General features: G+C 45.5%; 16 protein-coding genes. 15 read left to right on the forward strand and 1 reads right to left on the reverse strand.

Annotated features, from left to right (window positions below):
• Positions 1 to 21: 21 nt before the first annotated feature.
• The 11 genes from murE to lpxC all read left to right on the forward strand — a co-directional run bounded on the left by murE (position 22) and on the right by lpxC (position 13567).
• Positions 22 to 1503, forward strand: a complete 1482-nt coding sequence (murE, locus tag R8269_RS12495) for a UDP-N-acetylmuramoyl-L-alanyl-D-glutamate--2,6-diaminopimelate ligase (RefSeq protein WP_318222550.1) — start codon at positions 22 to 24, stop codon at positions 1501 to 1503.
• Positions 1500 to 2864: a UDP-N-acetylmuramoyl-tripeptide--D-alanyl-D-alanine ligase gene (locus R8269_RS12500; RefSeq protein ID WP_054574276.1), complete on the forward strand. Its 1365-nt coding sequence runs from the start codon at positions 1500 to 1502 to the stop codon at positions 2862 to 2864. The genes murE and R8269_RS12500 overlap by 4 nt, the downstream gene beginning before the upstream one ends.
• Positions 2864 to 3946, forward strand: coding sequence for a phospho-N-acetylmuramoyl-pentapeptide-transferase (mraY, locus tag R8269_RS12505; RefSeq protein ID WP_005372931.1), 1083 nt, complete (start codon positions 2864 to 2866; stop codon positions 3944 to 3946). The genes R8269_RS12500 and mraY overlap by 1 nt, the downstream gene beginning before the upstream one ends.
• Positions 3947 to 3985: 39 nt before the next feature.
• Positions 3986 to 5299, forward strand: coding sequence for a UDP-N-acetylmuramoyl-L-alanine--D-glutamate ligase (gene murD, locus R8269_RS12510; RefSeq protein ID WP_033906092.1), 1314 nt, complete (start codon positions 3986 to 3988; stop codon positions 5297 to 5299).
• Positions 5300 to 5317: 18 nt separating this feature from the next.
• Positions 5318 to 6514 carry a cell division protein FtsW gene (ftsW, locus tag R8269_RS12515; protein ID WP_005372933.1) on the forward strand — a complete coding sequence of 399 codons (1197 nt, stop codon included), beginning with the start codon at positions 5318 to 5320 and terminating at the stop codon, positions 6512 to 6514.
• Complete coding sequence (gene murG / locus R8269_RS12520) at positions 6501 to 7568, forward strand: undecaprenyldiphospho-muramoylpentapeptide beta-N-acetylglucosaminyltransferase (RefSeq protein WP_047102003.1); 1068 nt, start codon at positions 6501 to 6503, stop codon at positions 7566 to 7568. Before ftsW ends, murG begins: the two co-directional genes overlap by 14 nt.
• Before the next feature lie 23 nt (positions 7569 to 7591).
• The gene (murC, locus tag R8269_RS12525) at positions 7592 to 9049 is read left to right on the forward strand and encodes a UDP-N-acetylmuramate--L-alanine ligase (protein ID WP_005387395.1); all 1458 of its coding nucleotides are present in this window, start codon (positions 7592 to 7594) and stop codon (positions 9047 to 9049) included.
• Between the two features lie 192 nt (positions 9050 to 9241).
• Positions 9242 to 10024 carry a cell division protein FtsQ/DivIB gene (locus tag R8269_RS12530; RefSeq protein ID WP_215810548.1) on the forward strand — a complete coding sequence of 261 codons (783 nt, stop codon included), beginning with the start codon at positions 9242 to 9244 and terminating at the stop codon, positions 10022 to 10024.
• Positions 10017 to 11279: a cell division protein FtsA gene (gene ftsA / locus R8269_RS12535; RefSeq protein WP_005372946.1), complete on the forward strand. Its 1263-nt coding sequence runs from the start codon at positions 10017 to 10019 to the stop codon at positions 11277 to 11279. The genes R8269_RS12530 and ftsA overlap by 8 nt, the downstream gene beginning before the upstream one ends.
• Before the next feature lie 30 nt (positions 11280 to 11309).
• Positions 11310 to 12548 (forward strand): cell division protein FtsZ, encoded by a 1239-nt coding sequence (gene ftsZ, locus R8269_RS12540; protein ID WP_017633617.1) that lies wholly within the window; start codon positions 11310 to 11312, stop codon positions 12546 to 12548.
• A 101-nt stretch (positions 12549 to 12649) separates the two neighbouring features.
• The gene (gene lpxC / locus R8269_RS12545; RefSeq protein ID WP_005381871.1) at positions 12650 to 13567 is read left to right on the forward strand and encodes a UDP-3-O-acyl-N-acetylglucosamine deacetylase; all 918 of its coding nucleotides are present in this window, start codon (positions 12650 to 12652) and stop codon (positions 13565 to 13567) included.
• A gap of 113 nt (positions 13568 to 13680) precedes the next feature.
• Here lpxC and R8269_RS12550 read toward each other — a convergent pair whose 3' ends face one another.
• The gene (locus R8269_RS12550; protein ID WP_005381869.1) at positions 13681 to 14139 is read right to left on the reverse strand and encodes a DUF721 domain-containing protein; all 459 of its coding nucleotides are present in this window, start codon (positions 14137 to 14139) and stop codon (positions 13681 to 13683) included.
• A gap of 407 nt (positions 14140 to 14546) precedes the next feature.
• Here R8269_RS12550 and secA point away from each other — a divergent pair, with 407 nt between their 5' ends.
• The 4 genes from secA to carA all read left to right on the forward strand — a co-directional run bounded on the left by secA (position 14547) and on the right by carA (position 20371).
• On the forward strand, positions 14547 to 17276 hold the full coding sequence (secA, locus tag R8269_RS12555; protein ID WP_136976978.1) for a preprotein translocase subunit SecA: 2730 nt from the start codon (positions 14547 to 14549) through the stop codon (positions 17274 to 17276).
• Between the two features lie 155 nt (positions 17277 to 17431).
• Positions 17432 to 17830, forward strand: coding sequence for an 8-oxo-dGTP diphosphatase MutT (gene mutT / locus R8269_RS12560; protein ID WP_005387387.1), 399 nt, complete (start codon positions 17432 to 17434; stop codon positions 17828 to 17830).
• Positions 17831 to 17940: 110 nt separating this feature from the next.
• Entirely contained in the window at positions 17941 to 18750 is an 810-nt protein-coding gene (gene dapB, locus R8269_RS12565) for a 4-hydroxy-tetrahydrodipicolinate reductase (protein ID WP_005381860.1), read from the forward strand.
• 481 nt (positions 18751 to 19231) lie between these two features.
• Entirely contained in the window at positions 19232 to 20371 is a 1140-nt protein-coding gene (carA, locus tag R8269_RS12570; protein WP_017821483.1) for a glutamine-hydrolyzing carbamoyl-phosphate synthase small subunit, read from the forward strand.
• The last annotated feature ends 15 nt before the right edge of the window (positions 20372 to 20386 follow it).

Below are 20386 nucleotides of genomic sequence, written 5' to 3' on the forward strand. Positions count from 1 at the left end.
GCCAAAGCTCGGAGAACAAATATGACTAAAGCCATCAGTATGGACGTGCTGCTTTCCCCTTGGGTGGATTGCCCTAGCTTATCGTCCGTTCTTGTTTCTGAATTGGAGCTCGACAGCCGAAGAGTTCAACCTGGAACCACGTTTGTAGCAGTGATTGGCCATGTTGTGGATGGGCGTAAATTCATTGCCTCTGCAATTGAGCAAGGTGCAAATGCAGCCCTGGCGCAAGCCTGTGATGTCAAAACTCATGGTACTGTGGAAATCATTGATGATGTTCCCGTCATTTACATTGATAGGTTGGACCAACGTTTATCCGCGATTGCTGGAAAGCTTTATGCTTACCCTGATATGGATTTGATTGGTGTCACCGGCACCAACGGCAAAACCACCATTACCCAGTTAATAGCGCAATGGCTAGAACTGCTTGACCATAAAGCGGCGGTAATGGGAACAACAGGAAATGGCTTCCTCAATAACTTGCAACAAGCTGCGAATACAACGGGGAATGCCGTTGAAATTCAGAAAACGCTCTCCTCTCTCGCAAATCAACAAGCCACATACACCGCGCTAGAAGTATCTTCTCATGGCCTGACGCAAGGTCGTGTCAAAGCACTATCATTTGCGGCGGGCGTGTTTACTAACTTAAGTCGTGACCACTTAGATTATCATGGCACGATGGAAGAGTATGCCAATGCAAAGCTTGGGTTGTTCACGCAACACCAATGTGAACGTGCCATTATCAATGTTGATGATGAAGTAGGTCATCAATGGGCGTCGCAGTTAAGTAATGCGATCGCTGTCTCGCTCAAGGCGAACACTGAATTTGAAAGCGCAATTTGGGCGACGGAAGTCAGTTACGCGGAGTCAGGGATTACTATTAAGTTCCATGGTAAGTTTGGCTCAGGTGAATTGCGCGCGCCATTGATTGGTGAGTTTAATGCAACCAACTTAATGCTCGCTTTTGCGACCTTATTAAGCTTAGGTAAAGAGAAACAAGCGTTACTCGAAACCGCAGGTCAACTGCAACCTGTACTCGGCCGAATGGAGTTATTCCAAACTGAGGATCGTGCCAAAGTCGTGGTCGATTATGCCCATACTCCTGATGCTTTAGAAAAAGCGCTGCAAGCTTTACGAGTTCATTGTGAAGGCCAGCTGTGGGCTATTTTTGGCTGCGGTGGTGATCGCGATGCAGGTAAGCGCCCGATGATGGCGGAAATTGCAGAGCGTCTAGGCGACAGAGTGGTGTTGACTGACGATAACCCACGCAGCGAAGACTCGGTTCAGATTGTGAAAGACATGTTAGCTGGGCTGTCAAAACCTGCTGAAGCGATTGTTCAGCATGACCGCTTCAAAGCACTGTCTTATGCCATTGAAAATGCTTCGCCAAACGACATTATCTTGTTAGCTGGGAAGGGTCATGAAGATTATCAGATTCGTAATGGCGAAACGATTCATTACTCCGACCGCGAGTCCGCAATGCAACTTTTAGGATTGACCTCATGATCAAAGTAACGTTATCTCAAATTGCAGACATCACACGTGGCGAGCGATTCGGCGACGATCTACTTATCGACGCGGTTTCTACTGATACACGAGCGATTGAGCGTGGGGCTCTATTTGTGGCGTTAGTAGGGGAGCGCTTTGATGCGCACAACTTTTGCCAACAAGCGGTAGATGCAGGTGCCGGTGCTTTACTCGTGGAAAAACGCTTAGATGTGAATGTGCCGCAAATTGTGGTGTCGGATACCAAACTTGCATTGGGTGAATTTGCTTCTTGGGTGCATCAAGCATGCCAAACACCTACCGTTGCCATCACCGGAAGTTGCGGTAAAACGACCGTAAAAGAAATGGTTGCGAGTATCCTGCAATTGAAAGGCAAAGTGCTATTCACGGCGGGTAACTTCAATAATGATATTGGTGTTCCGTTGACATTATTACGCTCACAGCAGGATGATGATTATGCCGTGATTGAGCTTGGTGCTAACCATATAGGTGAAATTGCTTACACGACTCAGTTAGTAAAACCAGATATCGCGTTAGTGAACAATGTAGCAGCCGCTCACCTTGAAGGCTTTGGTTCTATCGATGGCGTGAAACAAGCCAAAGGTGAAATCTACCAAGGCCTTTCAGCTGGTGGTATTGCGATTGTTAACCTAGACAGCAATGGTGAAGCCAAGTGGGATGAAGTGTTAGCAGATAAGAAAGTCATTACTTTTTCACAAAGTAATACTGATGCAGACTTCTTCGCTTCTAACATCGTATTGAACGCCGCAGGTGAAGCAAGCTTTGACTTACATATCGCAGCAAGCTCACAAGAAATTGAACTGTCTCTGGGTATTATAGGTCAACACAACGTTGCGAATGCGATCGCTGCTTCTATTATTGCGTTACAAATGGGAGCTACATTAGAAGAGGTTCGTGCTGGCCTTAAACATTTGAACAAAGTGAAAGGTCGCGTCGAGGTTGAAGCGCTGAGCGAAAAGATAAAATTGATTGACGACAGCTACAACGCGAGCGTGCCAGCCATGAAAGCGGCAGTTGATTTATTGGCCGCTTTCCCAGGTCAACGCTGGCTGATTTTAGGTAATATGGCGGAATTGGGCGAGGAAAGTCTTGCACTTCATCGTCAAGTCGGGGAACATGCTGCCCCACAAAAATTTGAACATGTTCTCACATATGGTGCAGACGCCAAGGTGATCAGTGATCTTTGCCAAGGCATTCATTTTGAGACGCACCAAGAGATGATTGAATACATCAAGCAGCATCTAGACCAAGCCGTTCCTGAAAACCATACGATATTGGTGAAAGGAGCGAATGGTGCACGTATGTTTGAAGTCGCTGCTGCTTTGAAGGAGTATTATTAATGATTATTTGGCTTGCCGAGCTGCTACAGCCATACCTGTCTTTTTTCCGATTGTTTGAATACTTGTCTTTTCGAGCAATCCTAAGCGTATTAACCGCTCTAGGTCTGTCATTATGGATGGGACCAATCATGATCAAGCGTTTGCAAATGCTGCAAATTGGTCAGGTAGTGCGTAACGAAGGTCCTGAATCTCACTTTAGTAAGCGTGGTACCCCAACAATGGGCGGTATCATGATCTTAGCGGCCATCTCAATCACGATTTTGCTATGGACAGACTTATCCAACCCTTACGTATGGGCGGTACTGACAGTCTTACTTGGCTACGGTGCGGTCGGATTTGTTGATGATTATCGTAAAGTGGTACGCAAAAATACCGATGGCTTGATCGCGCGTTGGAAGTACTTCTGGCAGTCGTTGATCGCGTTTGTCGTCGCTTTCGCATTGTATGCTTACGGTAAAGACACAGCAGCAACTCAGCTAGTGGTGCCATTCTTTAAAGACATCATGCCGCAGCTTGGTTTGATGTATATCATTCTGACTTACTTTGTCATTGTAGGTACAAGTAACGCGGTTAACCTGACTGATGGTCTAGACGGTTTGGCAATCATGCCAACGGTTCTTGTTGCAGCAGGCTTCGCGGTTATTGCATGGGCGACCGGTAACGTTAACTTCTCTGAATACCTTCATATTCCATACTTACCACATGCTTCTGAGTTGGTTGTCGTATGTACAGCAATCGTCGGTGCAGGCCTTGGTTTCTTGTGGTTTAACACGTATCCAGCACAAGTGTTCATGGGTGATGTCGGCTCACTAGCGCTTGGCGGCGCGTTAGGCACTATTGCTGTTCTCGTTCGTCAAGAGTTGGTGTTGGTGATCATGGGCGGTGTGTTTGTGATGGAAACGCTGTCGGTAATTCTACAGGTGGGTTCATACAAACTGCGTGGTCAGCGCATTTTTCGTATGGCACCGATTCACCACCACTACGAATTGAAAGGTTGGCCAGAACCTCGCGTAATCGTGCGTTTCTGGATTATTTCTATGGTTCTTGTTCTGATTGGTCTTGCGACATTGAAAGTGCGTTAATCGCACTTTCCAAGAACAAGATTTACAGTGTGATCAAATATGGAACGTTGGCAAAACATACATAGTGTTGTCGTCGTAGGGCTCGGTATTACCGGGCTCTCTGTCGTTAAACACCTAAGAAAAAATCAGCCACAGCTTGTGGTCAAAGTCATTGATACTCGCGTAAACCCTCCGGGTGCAGAGCGCTTGCCGGAAGATGTTCAACTGCATAGTGGTGGTTGGAATACAGACTGGCTTTCTGACGCGGATCTTATCGTGACCAACCCTGGTATTGCGCTAGCGACACCAGAGATCCAAGCCGTATTAGCAAAAGGTACGGCAGTAGTAGGTGATATCGAGTTATTCGCTTGGGCGGTGCAGAAACCGGTGATTGCGATTACGGGCTCAAACGGTAAGAGCACAGTAACCGACCTCACAGGTGTGATGGCTAACGCTGCAGGTTTGGATGTTGGCGTTGGTGGTAACATCGGTGTGCCTGCTCTGGATTTGTTAGAACAAGACGCAGACCTATATGTACTCGAACTCTCGAGCTTCCAGTTAGAAACGACGTCAAGCTTAAAGCTCAAAGCCGCTGCGTTTCTGAATCTTTCTGAAGATCATATGGATCGTTATCAAGGCATGTCTGACTATCGACAAGCTAAGTTGCGTATTTTTAACCATGCTGCTCTTGCAGTCGTGAACCGTGATGATCAAGAAACCTTCCCAGACGCAGAGATGCCATTGGTGACATTTGGCAGCGACAATCAGGACTTTGGTCTCGAGGTGGATGGCAACCGTACTTGGCTGCTCGATCACGGTCAACGAGTTGTCGCAAGTGATGAGCTTAAGTTGGTTGGTAAGCACAACTTATCTAACGCTCTGGTTGCTTTAGCGCTATTAAAAGCTGCGGACGTAAACTATCACAAAGCATTGAATGCACTTAAAAATTACACGGGACTGACACACCGATGCCAGGTGGTTGCGGATAATCAAGGCGTCAAATGGGTGAATGACTCTAAAGCAACTAATATTGCCAGCACTATGGCTGCGCTATCTGGTTTGGAATCGACAGGCAAGCTCTACTTACTCGTTGGTGGTGTTGGCAAAGGTGCTGACTTCTCGCCATTAAAACCGATCTTCGCGACGCTTAACTTGCAACTGTGTTGCTTTGGCGCTGATGGCGATGAATTTATGCCACTGCATGAATCTGCAATACGTTTCGACACTATGGAAGATGTGATTCAACAAGTATCTTCGCAGTTAAAACCAGGTGATATGGTGATGCTGTCTCCTGCATGTGCTAGCTTTGATCAATTCGACAACTTTATGGCAAGAGGTGATGCTTTCGCTGCTCTTGCTCAGAAATATGCATAATTAAAGGTTACACACTTCGTGGGTTTAGGTAACGTTAAACGCAGTATTGGCAATTGGCTCAAGCATCCAGCCCCAGAGGCGATGTTTGATCGTCAGTTAGTGTGGATTGCACTGGGTTTGATGTTGACTGGTTTGGTCATGGTAACCTCTGCATCATTTCCAATCAGCTCTCGATTAACGGAACAGCCGTTCCACTTTATGTTTCGTCATGCGACGTTTCTCGTGCTGGCGTTAGGGACCTCCGCTGTTATTTTGCAAGTGCCTTTGCAAGAGTGGTTTAAGAAGAGCCATTACTTACTTTGGGCTTCTTTCGCACTGTTGATCATCGTGCTCTTGGCGGGTAAGTCGGTTAATGGTGCGTCTCGTTGGATTCCCCTTGGGCTGTTTAACCTTCAGCCAGCGGAAGTCGCGAAGCTATCGCTGTTTATCTTCATGTCTGGTTACTTAGTTCGAAAGCAAGACGAAGTACGACAAACGTTCTTTGGTGGCTTTATGAAGCCAATCATGGTGTTTGCCTTCTTCGCAGTATTACTACTTGGTCAGCCAGACTTGGGGACGGTCGTCGTGATGCTGGTCACGCTGTTTGGCATGCTTTTTATCGCAGGTGCAAAACTAACCCAGTTTCTCGCCTTGATGGTGGCAGGTATCGGCGCTGTAGTAGGTTTGATTCTCGTCGAGCCATACCGTATGCGACGAGTAACCTCCTTCCTTGACCCGTGGGAAGATCCATTTGGCAGTGGCTATCAGTTGACTCAGTCTTTGATGGCGTTTGGTCGTGGTGAATGGTTCGGACAAGGTCTCGGTAATTCAATTCAAAAACTGGAATATCTACCGGAAGCGCATACCGACTTTGTGTTTGCCGTACTTGCTGAAGAGCTTGGTTTCGTAGGCGTAGTGCTGGTCTTAATGCTGATTTTTAGCTTGGTGCTAAAAGCGGTTTACATCGGCAAGCGTGCATTTGAAGAAGGCGAAATGTTCGGAGGTTATCTGGCTTTCGGAATTGGTATTTGGTTTGCGTTTCAAACCTTGGTTAATGTTGGAGCTGCCGCCGGTATTGTTCCAACTAAAGGTTTAACACTTCCACTCATCAGTTATGGTGGTTCTAGTCTAATAATTATGTCCGTCGCAGTGTCCATACTACTGCGTATCGATTACGAATGCCGCTTGAAACGCGAGCAACAACAATCAGAACAACAAGCTAATGAAACAAAATAAACGTTTGATGGTGATGGCTGGTGGTACTGGCGGTCACGTATTCCCAGGTTTGGCGGTAGCAAAACAGCTTCAAGAGCAAGGTTGGGAGATCCGTTGGTTAGGTACGGCGGATCGAATGGAAGCGGATTTGGTGCCAAAACATGGCATTGAAATCGACTTTATCAAAGTGAAAGGGTTACGAGGTCAAGGCGTTAAACGTCTTCTTGCAGCACCATTTCAAATTATCAATGCCATTATGCAGGCTCGTGCTCACATGAAACGCTGGCAGCCAGACGCAGTGCTTGGTATGGGCGGTTATGTTAGCGGCCCGGGCGGTATTGCCGCTTGGATGAGTGGCATTCCTGTTGTTCTGCATGAACAAAATGCAGTAGCAGGTTTAACGAACCAATGGTTATCGAAAATCGCTAAGAAGGTTTTTCAGGCTTTCCCAGGCGCTTTTCCAAATGCCGAAGTGGTTGGGAACCCAGTTCGTGAAGATGTGACTCAATTAGCAGCGCCAATTGAGCGCATGCAAGAGCGCCAAGGTCCAATTCGCATTTTGGTGATGGGTGGCAGCCAAGGCGCACGTATTCTTAACCAAACTCTGCCAGAAGTGATGTCGAAATTGGGCGAAGATTACTATGTTCGTCATCAAGCGGGCAAAGGTGCCGCCGAAGAAGTGAATGCAGCATACCAAGCTAATGGTGTGGTAAATGCAGAAGTAATGGAATTCATTGATGACGTTGCAGAAGCTTACGCATGGGCTGACCTTTTAGTTTGTCGCTCTGGAGCGTTAACCGTTTCTGAAGTCTCGGCGGCAGGTGTAGGCGCTATTTTTGTTCCATTCATGCACAAAGACCGCCAGCAAGCACTTAATGCAGACCACTTGGTGGATTGCGGCGCGGCGAAAATGATTGAACAACCAGATTTAACCGTTGAGTCTCTGACTCAGCAGATCCAACAATTGGATCGCCAAGCTTTACTTACAATGGCTGAGCAAGCGCGTGGCGCTGCAAAATTGAATGCTGACCGAGTTGTCGCACAAGCCATTGTCGCTTTGACCGAAAAGCGTTAACCGAATTATTGAGAATAGAATTGATGACAATCCAACATACACAAGACTTAGCTCAGATTCGCGCAATGGTGCCAGAGATGCGCCGCGTGAAATCCATCCACTTCATCGGTATTGGTGGTGCGGGCATGAGCGGCATTGCAGAAGTGCTGTTGAACGAAGGCTACCAAATCACAGGTTCTGATCTATCAGAGAACGCTGTGACAGAGCGTTTGGTATCAAAAGGTGCGACGGTATTTATTGGTCATCAAGCCAGTAATGTAGAAAAAGCAAGTGTGGTTGTTGTGTCAACGGCGATCAACGAAGAAAACCCAGAAGTGATGGCGGCACGTGAATTACGCATCCCTATTGTACGCCGCGCAGAGATGTTGGCTGAATTGATGCGATTCCGTCACGGTATTGCCGTTGCGGGTACACACGGTAAAACCACGACGACCGCTCTTGTCACTCAAATCTATTCTGAAGCCGGTCTTGATCCAACGTTTGTGAATGGCGGTTTGGTGAAAAGCGCAGGTACAAATGCGCGTCTAGGCTCGAGTCGTATTCTAATTGCAGAGGCAGATGAAAGTGACGCGTCATTCCTGCACTTGCAACCAATGGTGAGCATTGTTACCAATATCGAAGCCGATCATATGGATACCTATGGTGGTGACTTTGAAACCTTAAAGCAAACCTTCATCGATTTCCTTCATAATCTACCGTTTTACGGCCAAGCAATTGTTTGCATTGATGATCCTGTGGTTCGAGAGTTAATCCCACGTATTAGTCGTCAAGTGATAACTTACGGTTTTTCTGAAGATGCCGACGTACGTATTGAAGATTATCGTCAAGAGGGGCAGCAAGGCAAATTTACGGTAGTACGTAAAGGGCGAGCTAACTTAGATATCACGCTGAATATTCCAGGTCGTCACAATGCATTGAATGCGTCTGCTGCGATTGCGGTTGCTACTGAAGATGACATTGAAGACGATGCGATCCTAAAGGCAATGGCTGGTACGCAAGGTACGGGAAGACGTTTTGATCACCTTGGCGAGTTTGATACTGGCAACGGCCATGCAATGCTTGTTGATGATTACGGCCATCATCCAACAGAAGTGGATGTAACCATTAATGCAGCACGCAGTGGTTGGCAAGACAAGCGTTTGGTGATGATTTTCCAACCGCACCGTTATAGCCGTACTCGTGATTTATACGATGATTTCGCGAATGTGCTTGAACAGGTGGATGTATTGATCATGCTGGATGTTTACGCAGCGGGTGAAAAGCCGATTGCAGGTGCTGATGGGCGCGCTTTATGTCGCACAATTCGCAGCCGAGGCAAGGTAGATCCGATTTTTGTTCCAGAAATCGAGCAATTACCTTCAGTTTTAGCTAACGTTATACAAGACGGCGACCTAATCTTAACGCAAGGTGCGGGTGATATTGGTAAAGTGGCGAAACAGCTGGCAGGTCTTAAATTGAATATAAACAAGATGCTTGGCTGACACATATTGTTGATGCGAAGGACAGATAAAGACTCAGATCTCGATTTTGCGTCAATATCATTGTGATTTATTGCTATCAGTGTTTGATAGTTTACAAGAGCTCAGTATAATCCCAAGGTTAAAGTCAAGACTTTTACCTCTGCGTAATTATATGGGTAAAAAGTACACGACAAAAGTCAGGAAACGAAGACGTTGTTGAATATTGCACTGAATGACGAGCGACCAAACACGGGTAACAACCGTGGTCGCCAAGAAAAAATCTTGGGTGCGTTATTTTTCGTTGTGGTTGTGACTTTAATTAGTTCTGTTTTGTACGCGGCGATCAGTTGGATGTGGGATGACCAAAGGTTACCTCTCTCCAAAATAGTACTTCAGGGGAAACTGGAGTATGTCCAAGCTGACGATGTGCAGGCTGCATTTAGTCGAATTGATCACATCGGTACATTTATGTCTCAGGATATTGATGTATTACAGCAAAGTGTCGAAGCTCTGCCATGGGTAGCGCATGCCGCAATCCGAAAGCAGTGGCCGGATACAGTAAAAGTTTTTTTGACGGAGCATCAACCAGAAGCCATTTGGAATGGCAACGAACTGTTAGATAGAAACGGGTTCGTTTTTGATGGAGATGTTGCTCTGTTGCAAGAAGAAAAAGTGAAGCTGTACGGACCCAAAGATAGCGGACCGGAAGTCTTACAGACTTACCGTGATTTGAGTCCTAAGTTTCAGCAATTGGGTTTAGCGATATCGTCTCTGGTATTAAACGAGCGACGAGCTTGGCAAATCATCCTTGATAACGGTATTCGATTAGAGCTCGGAAAAGAGTCTCTTCTTGAGCGTATAGAGCGCTTTTTTAAGCTCTATAACAAGCTTGGCAGTGACACGCAAAGAATCAGTTATATCGATCTTAGGTACGATACAGGAGCCGCAGTTGGTTGGTTTCCTGAACAAGAGTTAGAAGAGAGTACAGATGACTAAGGCCGCTGATGACAACATTATTGTTGGTCTTGATATAGGCACTGCAACCGTATCGGCTCTAGTGGGTGAGGTTTTACCAGACGGTCAAATTAATATTATTGGCGCAGGTAGTAGCCCCTCACGCGGCATGGATAAAGGTGGCGTGAATGATTTGGAGTCGGTTGTAAAATCAGTACAACGTGCAATTGATCAAGCTGAATTAATGGCAGAGTGCCAGATCAGCCGAGTCTTCATTTCGTTGTCTGGTAAGCATATCGCAAGCCGAATTGAAAAAGGTATGGGCACGATTTCTGATGAAGAGGTGTCTCAAGAAGACATGGATCGCGCTATCCATACCGCAAAATCGATTAAAATCGGTGATGAACAGCGAATTCTTCATGTGATCCCGCAAGAGTTCACCATTGATTACCAAGAAGGAATCAAAAATCCGCTTGGTTTATCTGGGGTAAGAATGGAAGTGAGTGTCCACCTTATCTCATGCCATAATGACATGGCACGCAACATTATTAAGGCGGTAGAACGCTGCGGCCTTAAAGTAGAACAACTCGTATTTTCTGGGCTTGCTGCTAGCAATGCAGTAATCACCGAGGATGAAAGAGAGCTTGGAGTTTGTGTGGTTGATATTGGCGCCGGCACGATGGATGTGGCCATCTGGACTGGCGGTGCGTTACGTCACACAGAAGTATTTTCGTACGCAGGAAATGCTGTAACCAGTGATATTGCTTTTGCTTTTGGTACGCCAGTGAGCGATGCTGAAGAAATAAAAGTCAAATATGGCTGTGCTTTGAGTGAACTGGTCAGTAAGGATGACACGGTTAATGTACCAAGCGTAGGTGGACGACCATCACGTAGCCTGCAACGTCAAACGTTGTCAGAAGTGATTGAGCCACGCTACTCTGAGCTTATGGGACTGGTTAACCAAACTATCGACTCTGTACAAGCAAAATTGCGCGAAGAGGGTATCAAGCACCATCTCGCCGCGGGAGTTGTACTCACTGGCGGTGCTGCGCAAATGGACGGAGTGGTAGAATGTGCGGAACGCGTATTCCGCAATCAAGTAAGGGTCGGCAAACCGCTCGAAGTCAGCGGATTAACTGACTATGTAAAAGAGCCGTACCATTCTACGGCAGTTGGATTACTTCATTACGCAAGAGACATGCAGTCTAGCGACGATAGCGATTATAATGAACCTAAACGCTCATCTGTAACTGGCTTTTTCGATAAATTGCGTAACTGGATACAAAAAGAGTTTTAACCTGAGTTGCAGGATAAACGGAGACAACACATGTTTGAACCGATGATGGAAATGTCTGACGATGCAGTAATCAAGGTCGTTGGGGTTGGTGGCGGCGGTGGTAACGCCGTTGAACACATGGTGCGTGAATCCATCGAAGGTGTGGAATTCATCAGCGTCAACACTGATGCGCAAGCACTTCGTAAGACAAGCGTTGGCAATGTTATTCAGATCGGTGGTGATATCACTAAAGGTCTGGGTGCAGGTGCTAATCCACAGGTTGGCCGTGACGCAGCTCTCGAAGACAGAGATCGAATTAAAGATTCCCTGACTGGCGCCGATATGGTGTTTATCGCAGCTGGTATGGGTGGCGGTACCGGTACTGGTGCAGCGCCTGTTATTGCTGAAGTGGCTAAAGAGCTTGGCATTCTAACAGTAGCGGTAGTAACTAAACCGTTTAGTTTTGAAGGTAAAAAGCGTTTGGCATTTGCTGAGCAAGGTATCGATGAGCTGTCTAAGCATGTTGACTCTTTGATCACGATTCCAAACGAAAAGCTACTTAAAGTACTTGGTCGTGGTGTAACACTACTAGAAGCTTTTGCAAGCGCTAACGATGTTCTTAAGAATGCCGTTCAAGGTATTGCTGAGCTAATTACTCGCCCTGGCATGATCAACGTCGACTTTGCGGACGTAAGAACTGTAATGTCTGAAATGGGTCACGCAATGATGGGTAGCGGCATCGCCAAAGGTGAAGACCGTGCTGAAGAAGCGGCTGAAATGGCAATTTCTAGCCCACTTCTGGAAGACATCGATCTAGCGGGCGCTCGTGGTGTTCTTGTCAATATTACTGCTGGTCTGGATATGCGTCTTGACGAGTTTGAGACGGTTGGTAATACAGTGAAGGCATTCGCTTCTGACAATGCGACTGTTGTTATCGGTACTTCTCTAGACCCTGATATGACTGACGAAATCCGCGTAACAGTTGTAGCGACAGGTATTGGTAATGAGAAAAAGCCAGATATCACGCTAGTTGCGGGTGGTAAAGCTAAAGTGGCACCGACGCCGCAAGCTCAACCACAGCAACAAGCAGCGGCAACGCAAGCTGAAGAAAAACCGGCACAGACTTTGCAAAATAATCAAGTGCAAGAGAAGCCACAGGTAACTCCTCAGCCGACAAACACTGCTCCTTCTTCTCCAGCTTCGTCGAGCCAAAGTTCTGCGGCTCCAAAGCAAGAAAAGGAAAGTGGTTATTTAGATATACCGGCATTTTTGCGTCGTCAGGCTGATTAATCTTTAACCCATAAATTTGACATGGCTCAAAATTATGGTAGCATTCACGGTCGACGTTACAGACGGCCGTGTTTTGTAGCAAATTTTTGAGAGGCAAGCAGATGATCAGACAACGTACTCTGAAAGAAATAGTGAAAACAACTGGTGTGGGTCTCCACTCTGGTCGTAAAGTCACACTTACTCTGCGCCCGGCTGCTGCAAATACAGGTATCATTTACCGTCGTACAGATGTAAATCCACCTGTAGATTTTCCAGCTGATCCAGCTTCGGTTCGTGACACTATGCTATGTACAGCACTAGTGAACGACGAAGGCGTGCGTATTTCAACTGTTGAGCACTTGAATGCGGCACTTGCTGGTATGGGCATCGATAACATTGTTGTCGAAGTAGACGCACCTGAAATTCCGATCATGGATGGTAGTGCAAGCCCATTTGTATACTTGCTACAACAAGCAGGTATCGAAACGCAAAATGCGCCAAAACGCTTCATCCGCATCAAAAAGCCAGTTCGTTTTGAAGATGGTGATAAATGGGCAGAATTTGTACCATTTAACGGCTTCCGTATGGACTTCGAAATTGAGTTTAATCACCCAGCGATTGAATCAGACGAGCAACGTTTGCTGTTTGATTTCTCGTCAAAAGGCTTTGTTCGTGAGATTTCTCGAGCACGTACGTTTGGCTTTATGCGTGATATCGAATATCTACAATCTCAAAACCTAGTTTTGGGTGGTAGTTTTGATAATGCTATCGTTTTGGATGATTACCGTATTCTTAATGAAGAAGGTCTACGCTTTGAAAATGAGTTTGTGACTCACAAAGTGTTGGATGCGATTGGTGACCTTTACATGTGTGGCCATCCAATCATTGGTGAATTCCGTGCCTTTAAATCTGGCCACGGTTTAAATAACCAACTGTTACGTGCTGTTCTTGCAGATCAGGAAGCGTGGGAGTGGACTACATTCGAAGAAGAAGTCGGCTCACCAGTAGCATTCGCAGAACCAAATATGGTGCTTGCGTAAATACTTGGCATTAGAATTAATAAAAAACCAGGTTTGTGCCTGGTTTTTTGCTATTTGGCTTTAATCTTCGACTTATCAATAACATTCAAGCTTTCAGCATATTGAAATAACGTTCACTTACGATCTTCCTTTTCTGCCATATCGGCTAATCGTTTTAAACGCTCTTGAATTTTAGGTGGCGCCATGTCGGCAATCGTCATTAATGACTTTGCTGCAGATTCTGTTAGTGGTGGACGCTTAGGTCTGTCGTCTTGTTGAAAGCGGTTTCTATATAGTGAAGGATTGATCCTCACTTCAACGCTCATCAGCTTGGCAAAGCCTTGAGTACGAAGTTTATTTAGGATCATGAGGCGATCGTAATCGATCTTCATTTTGATCGCGGCACTAGAGACATCGATCAATAGATGGCCGTTACGAACATTCGCTACTCGGCAATGATCGGCCGTCCCCATGGGTAAGACCTCTTGCAAAGCTTGGTTAAGCTGTAAGATTTCTCCAGCATGTTCTTGAATCTGCTTGAACTGTGACTCAGCAATAACATCTTCAGTCGAGGTTGGACGGTGATCACGCATAGGTAAAATCTAATTTTGTTGAGATATAGCTATTCTAGAGCAGCTTTCTATCAAGGTATAGTTTACATTAACGTCTTTAGCTTCAGTTTTACAATGTAGCAAGGTAAAAAGCAAAGTTTGCTCTGGATGGATTACACATATTGCGGTATGCAATATCGGCTAATCAGTCACCACTTTAAGTAAAAACTTCAGAGTGCTTCAAACAAATACGTCTATTTATGGTTGTATCGATTAAAAATCCTTACACTAAGCCACATTGTTTCAAAACTTAGCCTTGAAATATGGATGTTTGAACTCAATATCTTTGATAAATGATTTATCTCAGTATTCTTAGTTCCAAACTGGCAGAGACTGAAGGCATTATGAGTAGATCGGGAACGGTCTGAATAAAGAGAGATTCACGAAAAATGATAACTAAGCTACTGACAAAAGTGATTGGCAGTCGCAACGACCGAACACTGCGCCGCCTTAGAAAAATTGTAAAAGAAATTAATAACTATGAGCCAACATTCGAGGCTCTAAGTGACGAAGAGTTAAAAGCAAAGACGGTTGAATTCCGTGAGCGCCTAGATAAGGGTGAAACTCTTGATAAACTACTTCCAGAAGCTTTTGCTACGGTTCGTGAAGCATCTAAGCGTGTCTACGGTATGCGCCACTTCGACGTCCAGCTTATCGGTGGTATGGTTCTAAATGCGGGTCAAATCGCTGAAATGCGTACGGGTGAAGGTAAAACGCTGACGGCAACGCTTCCTGCTTACCTAAATGCCCTAGCTGGTAAAGGCGTTCATATTGTAACAGTGAACGATTATCTAGCTAAACGTGATGCAGAGACAAACCGCCCTCTATTTGAATTTTTAGGTATGACTGTTGGCGTAAACGTGCCAAACATGCCTCCTCAAGAGAAAAAAGAAGCGTACCAAGCTGACATCTTGTACGGAACGAACAATGAATTTGGTTTTGACTACCTTCGTGACAATATGGCTTTCCGTAGCGAAGATCGCGTACAACGTGAACGCTTCTTTGCAGTTGTCGATGAGGTGGACTCAATCCTAATTGATGAAGCTCGTACCCCTTTAATCATTTCTGGTCCTGCTGAAGATAGCTCTGAGCTATACACCCGAATCAACCTTTTGATCCCGCATCTTAAAAAGCAAGACAAAGAAGACTCTGAAGAATATCGTGGTGATGGTCACTACACTGTTGATGAGAAATCAAAGCAAGTATACCTCACAGAAACGGGCCAAGAGTACGTTGAAGAACTGTTGGTGAAAAATGGTCTTATGGAAGAGGGTGACACACTTTACTCTCCGACTAACATCAGCATGTTACATCACGTGAATGCCGCTTTGCGTGCTCATGTGTTGTTTGAGCGCAACGTTGATTACATCGTTACTGACGAAGGTGAAGTAGTAATTGTTGATGAACATACTGGTCGTACAATGCCAGGTCGTCGTTGGTCTGAAGGTCTTCACCAAGCAGTAGAAGCGAAAGAAGGCGTTAAGATTCAAAACGAAAACCAAACTTTGGCTTCGATTACCTTCCAGAACTACTTCCGCTTATACGAAAAACTGTCTGGTATGACAGGTACTGCGGATACTGAAGCGTTTGAGTTCCAATCTATTTATGGCTTGGAAACGGTGGTTATCCCAACCAACAAACCAATGATTCGTAACGATATGCCGGATGTGGTGTACCGTACCGAAGCTGAGAAGTTTGCTGCAATCATTGAAGATATCAAAGAGCGCGTTGCGAAAGGTCAGCCAACATTGGTTGGTACAGTATCGATTGAAAAATCAGAACTTCTTTCTAACGCATTGAAGAAAGCGAAGATCAAACACAACGTATTGAATGCGAAATTCCATGAAAAGGAAGCGGAAATTGTTGCTGAAGCGGGTATGCCTGGTGCGGTAACTATCGCGACCAACATGGCCGGTCGTGGTACGGACATTGTGCTTGGCGGTAGTTGGCAATCAAAAGTGGAAGCTTTGGAGAACCCAACTCAAGAACAAATCGATGCGATTAAAGCAGAGTGGAAAGTGGTACATGATCAAGTACTAGATGCTGGTGGTCTACACATCATTGGTACTGAGCGCCACGAATCTCGCCGTATTGATAACCAGCTACGTGGTCGTTCTGGTCGTCAAGGAGATGCGGGTTCATCTCGCTTCTACCTATCTATGGAAGACTCTTTGTTACGTATTTTCACTTCTGATCGTATGGCGAGCCTTATCCAAAGTGGTATGGAAGAAGGTGAAGCAATTGAATCGAAAATGCTTTCTCGCTCAATTGAAAAAGCACAGCGTAAAGTGGAAGGTCGTAACTTTGATATCCGTAAGCAGCTACTAGAATACGATGATGTGGCGAACGATCAGCGTAAGGTTGTCTACGAGCTGCGCGACGAATTGATGAACGTTGAAGACATCAGCGGTATGATCGAGCAAAACCGTGAAGATGTGCTAACAGCGGTTATTGATGAGTACATCCCGCCACAATCACTAGAAGATATGTGGGACGTTGAAGGTCTGCAAGAGCGCTTGAAAGCAGACTTCGATCTTGATGCGCCAGTGAAGCAATGGCTTGAAGAAGACGATAAGCTTTACGAAGAGGCGCTACGCGAGAAGATCATCAATCTAGCCGTTGAAGTGTATAAAGAGAAAGAGGAAGTGGTGGGTGCGCAAGTGCTTCGTAACTTCGAGAAATCGGTTATGCTTCAAACTCTGGATACGCTTTGGAAAGAGCACTTGGCAGCAATGGATCACTTGCGTCAGGGTATTCACTTACGCGGCTATGCGCAGAAGAACCCGAAACAGGAATACAAGCGTGAATCGTTTGAACTGTTTGAAGGTCTACTAGAAGCGCTGAAAACTGATGTGATTACTGTTCTATCTCGCGTTCGAGTCCAGCAACAAGAAGAAGTTGAACGTATGGAAGAGCAACGTCGTGCGCAAGCTGAAGAGGCCGCTCGTCGTGCTCAAGCGCAACACGCAGCAGCACAAAACCCTCTTTCTGAAGGTGAAGAATCTGAAGAAGGTTCAAGTCAGCCAATGGTACGTGATGAACGTAAAGTAGGTCGCAATGAGCCTTGCCCTTGTGGTAGTGGTAAGAAGTATAAACAGTGCCACGGCAAGATCGACTAACGTATTAGTCAGATAATTTTTTAAAGAGTCGCCTAGGCGGCTCTTTTTTTAAGCAAATTCTGTGGCTGTCGAATTTCATAAGTTTTGATAGCATCGGATAGTTTTAGAGATGCAAAGACCGTTGAAGTGTAACGGCTTGAGAGTTAGGAACCCCTATGAAAAGAATTCACATAGTCGCGGCTATTATTTTTAACCAAGACAAATCAAAAATTTTTATTACAAAGCGTCCAGACGACAAGCATAAAGGCGGGTTTTGGGAGTTTCCCGGCGGGAAAGTCGAGTCAGGAGAAAGTATTGAACATGCTCTAGCAAGAGAACTTGAAGAAGAAGTAGGAATTGAAGTTACTGAGCAAGCCCTTTTCGAGCATTTGGAATATGACTATCCAGACAAATCACTTAAGTTTGATTTTATTACGGTATCTAAGTTCAGTAATGAGCCTTACGGCCGAGAAGGTCAAGAAGGTCGCTGGGTTGAGATAAGAGAATTGGGTAACTATGCCTTTCCTGAAGCGAACGTGCCTATCTTGGAGCGTGTCGTAAAAGAGTTCGCTTAAGCCTGATGAACTTGCTTGTGGTAACCACGGTATGTTGTTAGTTTAAACAGATTAAGCGAAACGAGAGAACGAGAGCAAACCTCGTTATCCAGAGAAGGAGAGAAAGCGCAATGGTTCGTATTGCAATCGCAGGAGCAGCAGGCCGAATGGGCCGTAATTTGGTTAAAGCTTCACACCTTAACCCAGAGGCGACAGTGAGCGCGGGATCAGAACGACCTGAGTCCTCACTTGTCGGTGTCGATATCGGTGAGCTTTGTGGTGAAGGTAAATTCGATGTGTTCTTAACGGATGATCTTGCTAAAGACGTCGATAATTTTGATGTAATCATCGATTTTACTGCCCCAGTAAGTACGTTGGCGAATCTTGAACTGTGTAAGAAGCATGGAAAGAGTATTGTGATTGGGACGACTGGTTTCAGTGATGCAGAGCGTGAACTGATTGACGAAGCCGCTAAGCAAGTGCCTGTTGTCATGGCTCCTAACTACTCTGTTGGTGTGAACCTAGTATTTAAGCTTCTTGAGAAAGCAGCCAAAGTGATGGGCGACTACTGTGATGTTGAGATTGTCGAAGCACATCATCGTCATAAAGTTGATGCTCCTTCTGGTACCGCTATCGGGATGGGCGAAGCCATTGCTGGTGCGATGGGCAACAAGCTGAATGATGTAGCTGTCTATGCGCGAGAAGGTATCACAGGTGAACGTACTAAAGATGAGATCGGCTTTGCTACAATTCGCGCTGGCGATATTGTCGGTGAGCACACAGCCATGTTTGCTGATATCGGGGAACGAGTGGAGATAACGCACAAAGCGACCGATCGTATGACGTTTGCTAATGGCGCCGTCAAGGCCGCTGTTTGGTTGAGTGCCAAACCAGCGGGCTTTTATACCATGACAGATGTTTTGGGATTGAATGAACTCTAAATACATAATTATTCGCCGGCGGTAGCCGGCTTTTTTATATCTATAGAATTAGTTGTAAATGAAATGATTCTAACAGAAAGTATTTTGGTGCTTACTTTTGTTGTTGTTTTGGTTGTTTTGTGGGTGTTTTGGGTTTTGATGCCTAAAAACTAATGTCTTTTTTGTTGTGTGAACGTTTGCGTGAAAAACTCATACTTTTTTGTGATCTCTAAAAAGTTCAAATTTGTAAAATTCATTAAACCTCTATGCCTCTCTATGTAATAGCATGTAAAAGTTATCTTTTTGGGCCTTACTGATTCAAAATGACCTTACTCGCTAGAAATTAATCATTTATTTTTGATTGTAGGTTGACAGGTTTCGAGTCCAACTTTAGAATACCGCCAATTTGTCTGAAATACCTATTTATGTAGATTTTATAGGTAAAGGAAGGCATGTTTGCAGTTTGATTTATTTTTTTTGCATTTTTATTCTGGAGGTTGTCTTGGGTAAATTAGCACTGTTGGTCCTAGAAGATGGGACAGTGTTCCGCGGAGTGTCCATAGGGGCAGATGGTCTTTCCGTTGGTGAAGTCGTTTTTAATACCTCGATGACGGGGTATCAAGAAATCCTCACTGATCCTTCCTATTCTCAGCAAATCGTCACTCTCACTTATCCTCACATTGGCAATACCGGAACCACTTCCGAAGATGAAGAATCCTCTTCCATTCATGCACAAGGCCTTGTGATTCGCGATCTTCCTCTAATCGCTTCTAACTTCCGTAACGAACAATCCCTCTCTGATTATCTTAAGTCTCAAAATATCGTTGGCATCGCTGATATCGATACTCGTAAGCTCACTCGTATCCTGCGTGAAAAAGGTGCTCAAAACGGCTGTATTGTTGCGGGCAATAACCTAGACGAAGCTTTGGCACTAGCGAAAGCAAAAGAATTCCCAGGCTTAAAAGGAATGGACCTTGCGAAAGAAGTTACAACAAAAGAAGCGTATCAGTGGAAACAAGGTTCGTGGACGCTTGAAGGTGGACTTCCAGAGGCGAAAGATGACAGCGAGCTGCCATACCACGTTGTCGCTTACGACTTCGGCGCAAAACGCAACATCTTACGAATGTTGGTTGACCGCGGCTGCCGCTTAACGGTTGTACCTGCAGAAACGTCAGCGGAAGAAGTTCTGGCACTAAATCCAGATGGCGTATTCTTATCGAACGGCCCTGGTGACCCAGAACCATGTACTTACGCGATTGAAGCAACCAAAGTGTTCCTAGAAAAAGGCCTGCCAATTTTTGGTATTTGTCTAGGTCACCAAATTCTGGCGCTAGCATCAGGTGCGCAAACGGTGAAAATGAAGTTTGGTCACCACGGTGCAAACCACCCAGTAAAAGATTTAGAGCGTAACGTTGTGATGATCACTTCGCAAAACCACGGCTTTGCGGCAGATGAAGCAACATTACCGGAAAACTTACGTGCTACTCACGTATCGCTATTTGATGGCTCTTTGCAAGGTATCCACCGCACAGACAAGCCAGCATTTAGCTTCCAAGGTCACCCAGAAGCGAGCCCTGGTCCACATGACGCGGCACCGCTATTTGACCACTTTATCGAACTAATCAAAAAACACAGCGCTTAATTCGGAGTAGTAGAT

Source organism: Vibrio sp. Vb0667, assembly GCF_033391095.1.

Coding starts and splice junctions, on each gene's coding strand:
- lpxC (WP_005381871.1), top strand. CDS start 12,650: ATGATCAGACAACGTACTCTGAAAGAAATAGTGAAAACAACTGGTGTG.
- ftsA (WP_005372946.1), top strand. CDS start 10,017: ATGACTAAGGCCGCTGATGACAACATTATTGTTGGTCTTGATATAGGC.
- murG (WP_047102003.1), top strand. CDS start 6,501: ATGAAACAAAATAAACGTTTGATGGTGATGGCTGGTGGTACTGGCGGT.
- murD (WP_033906092.1), top strand. CDS start 3,986: ATGGAACGTTGGCAAAACATACATAGTGTTGTCGTCGTAGGGCTCGGT.
- mutT (WP_005387387.1), top strand. CDS start 17,432: ATGAAAAGAATTCACATAGTCGCGGCTATTATTTTTAACCAAGACAAA.
- R8269_RS12500 (WP_054574276.1), top strand. CDS start 1,500: ATGATCAAAGTAACGTTATCTCAAATTGCAGACATCACACGTGGCGAG.
- mraY (WP_005372931.1), top strand. CDS start 2,864: ATGATTATTTGGCTTGCCGAGCTGCTACAGCCATACCTGTCTTTTTTC.
- ftsZ (WP_017633617.1), top strand. CDS start 11,310: ATGTTTGAACCGATGATGGAAATGTCTGACGATGCAGTAATCAAGGTC.
- murE (WP_318222550.1), top strand. CDS start 22: ATGACTAAAGCCATCAGTATGGACGTGCTGCTTTCCCCTTGGGTGGAT.
- secA (WP_136976978.1), top strand. CDS start 14,547: ATGATAACTAAGCTACTGACAAAAGTGATTGGCAGTCGCAACGACCGA.
- murC (WP_005387395.1), top strand. CDS start 7,592: ATGACAATCCAACATACACAAGACTTAGCTCAGATTCGCGCAATGGTG.
- dapB (WP_005381860.1), top strand. CDS start 17,941: ATGGTTCGTATTGCAATCGCAGGAGCAGCAGGCCGAATGGGCCGTAAT.
- R8269_RS12550 (WP_005381869.1), bottom strand. CDS start 14,139: ATGCGTGATCACCGTCCAACCTCGACTGAAGATGTTATTGCTGAGTCA.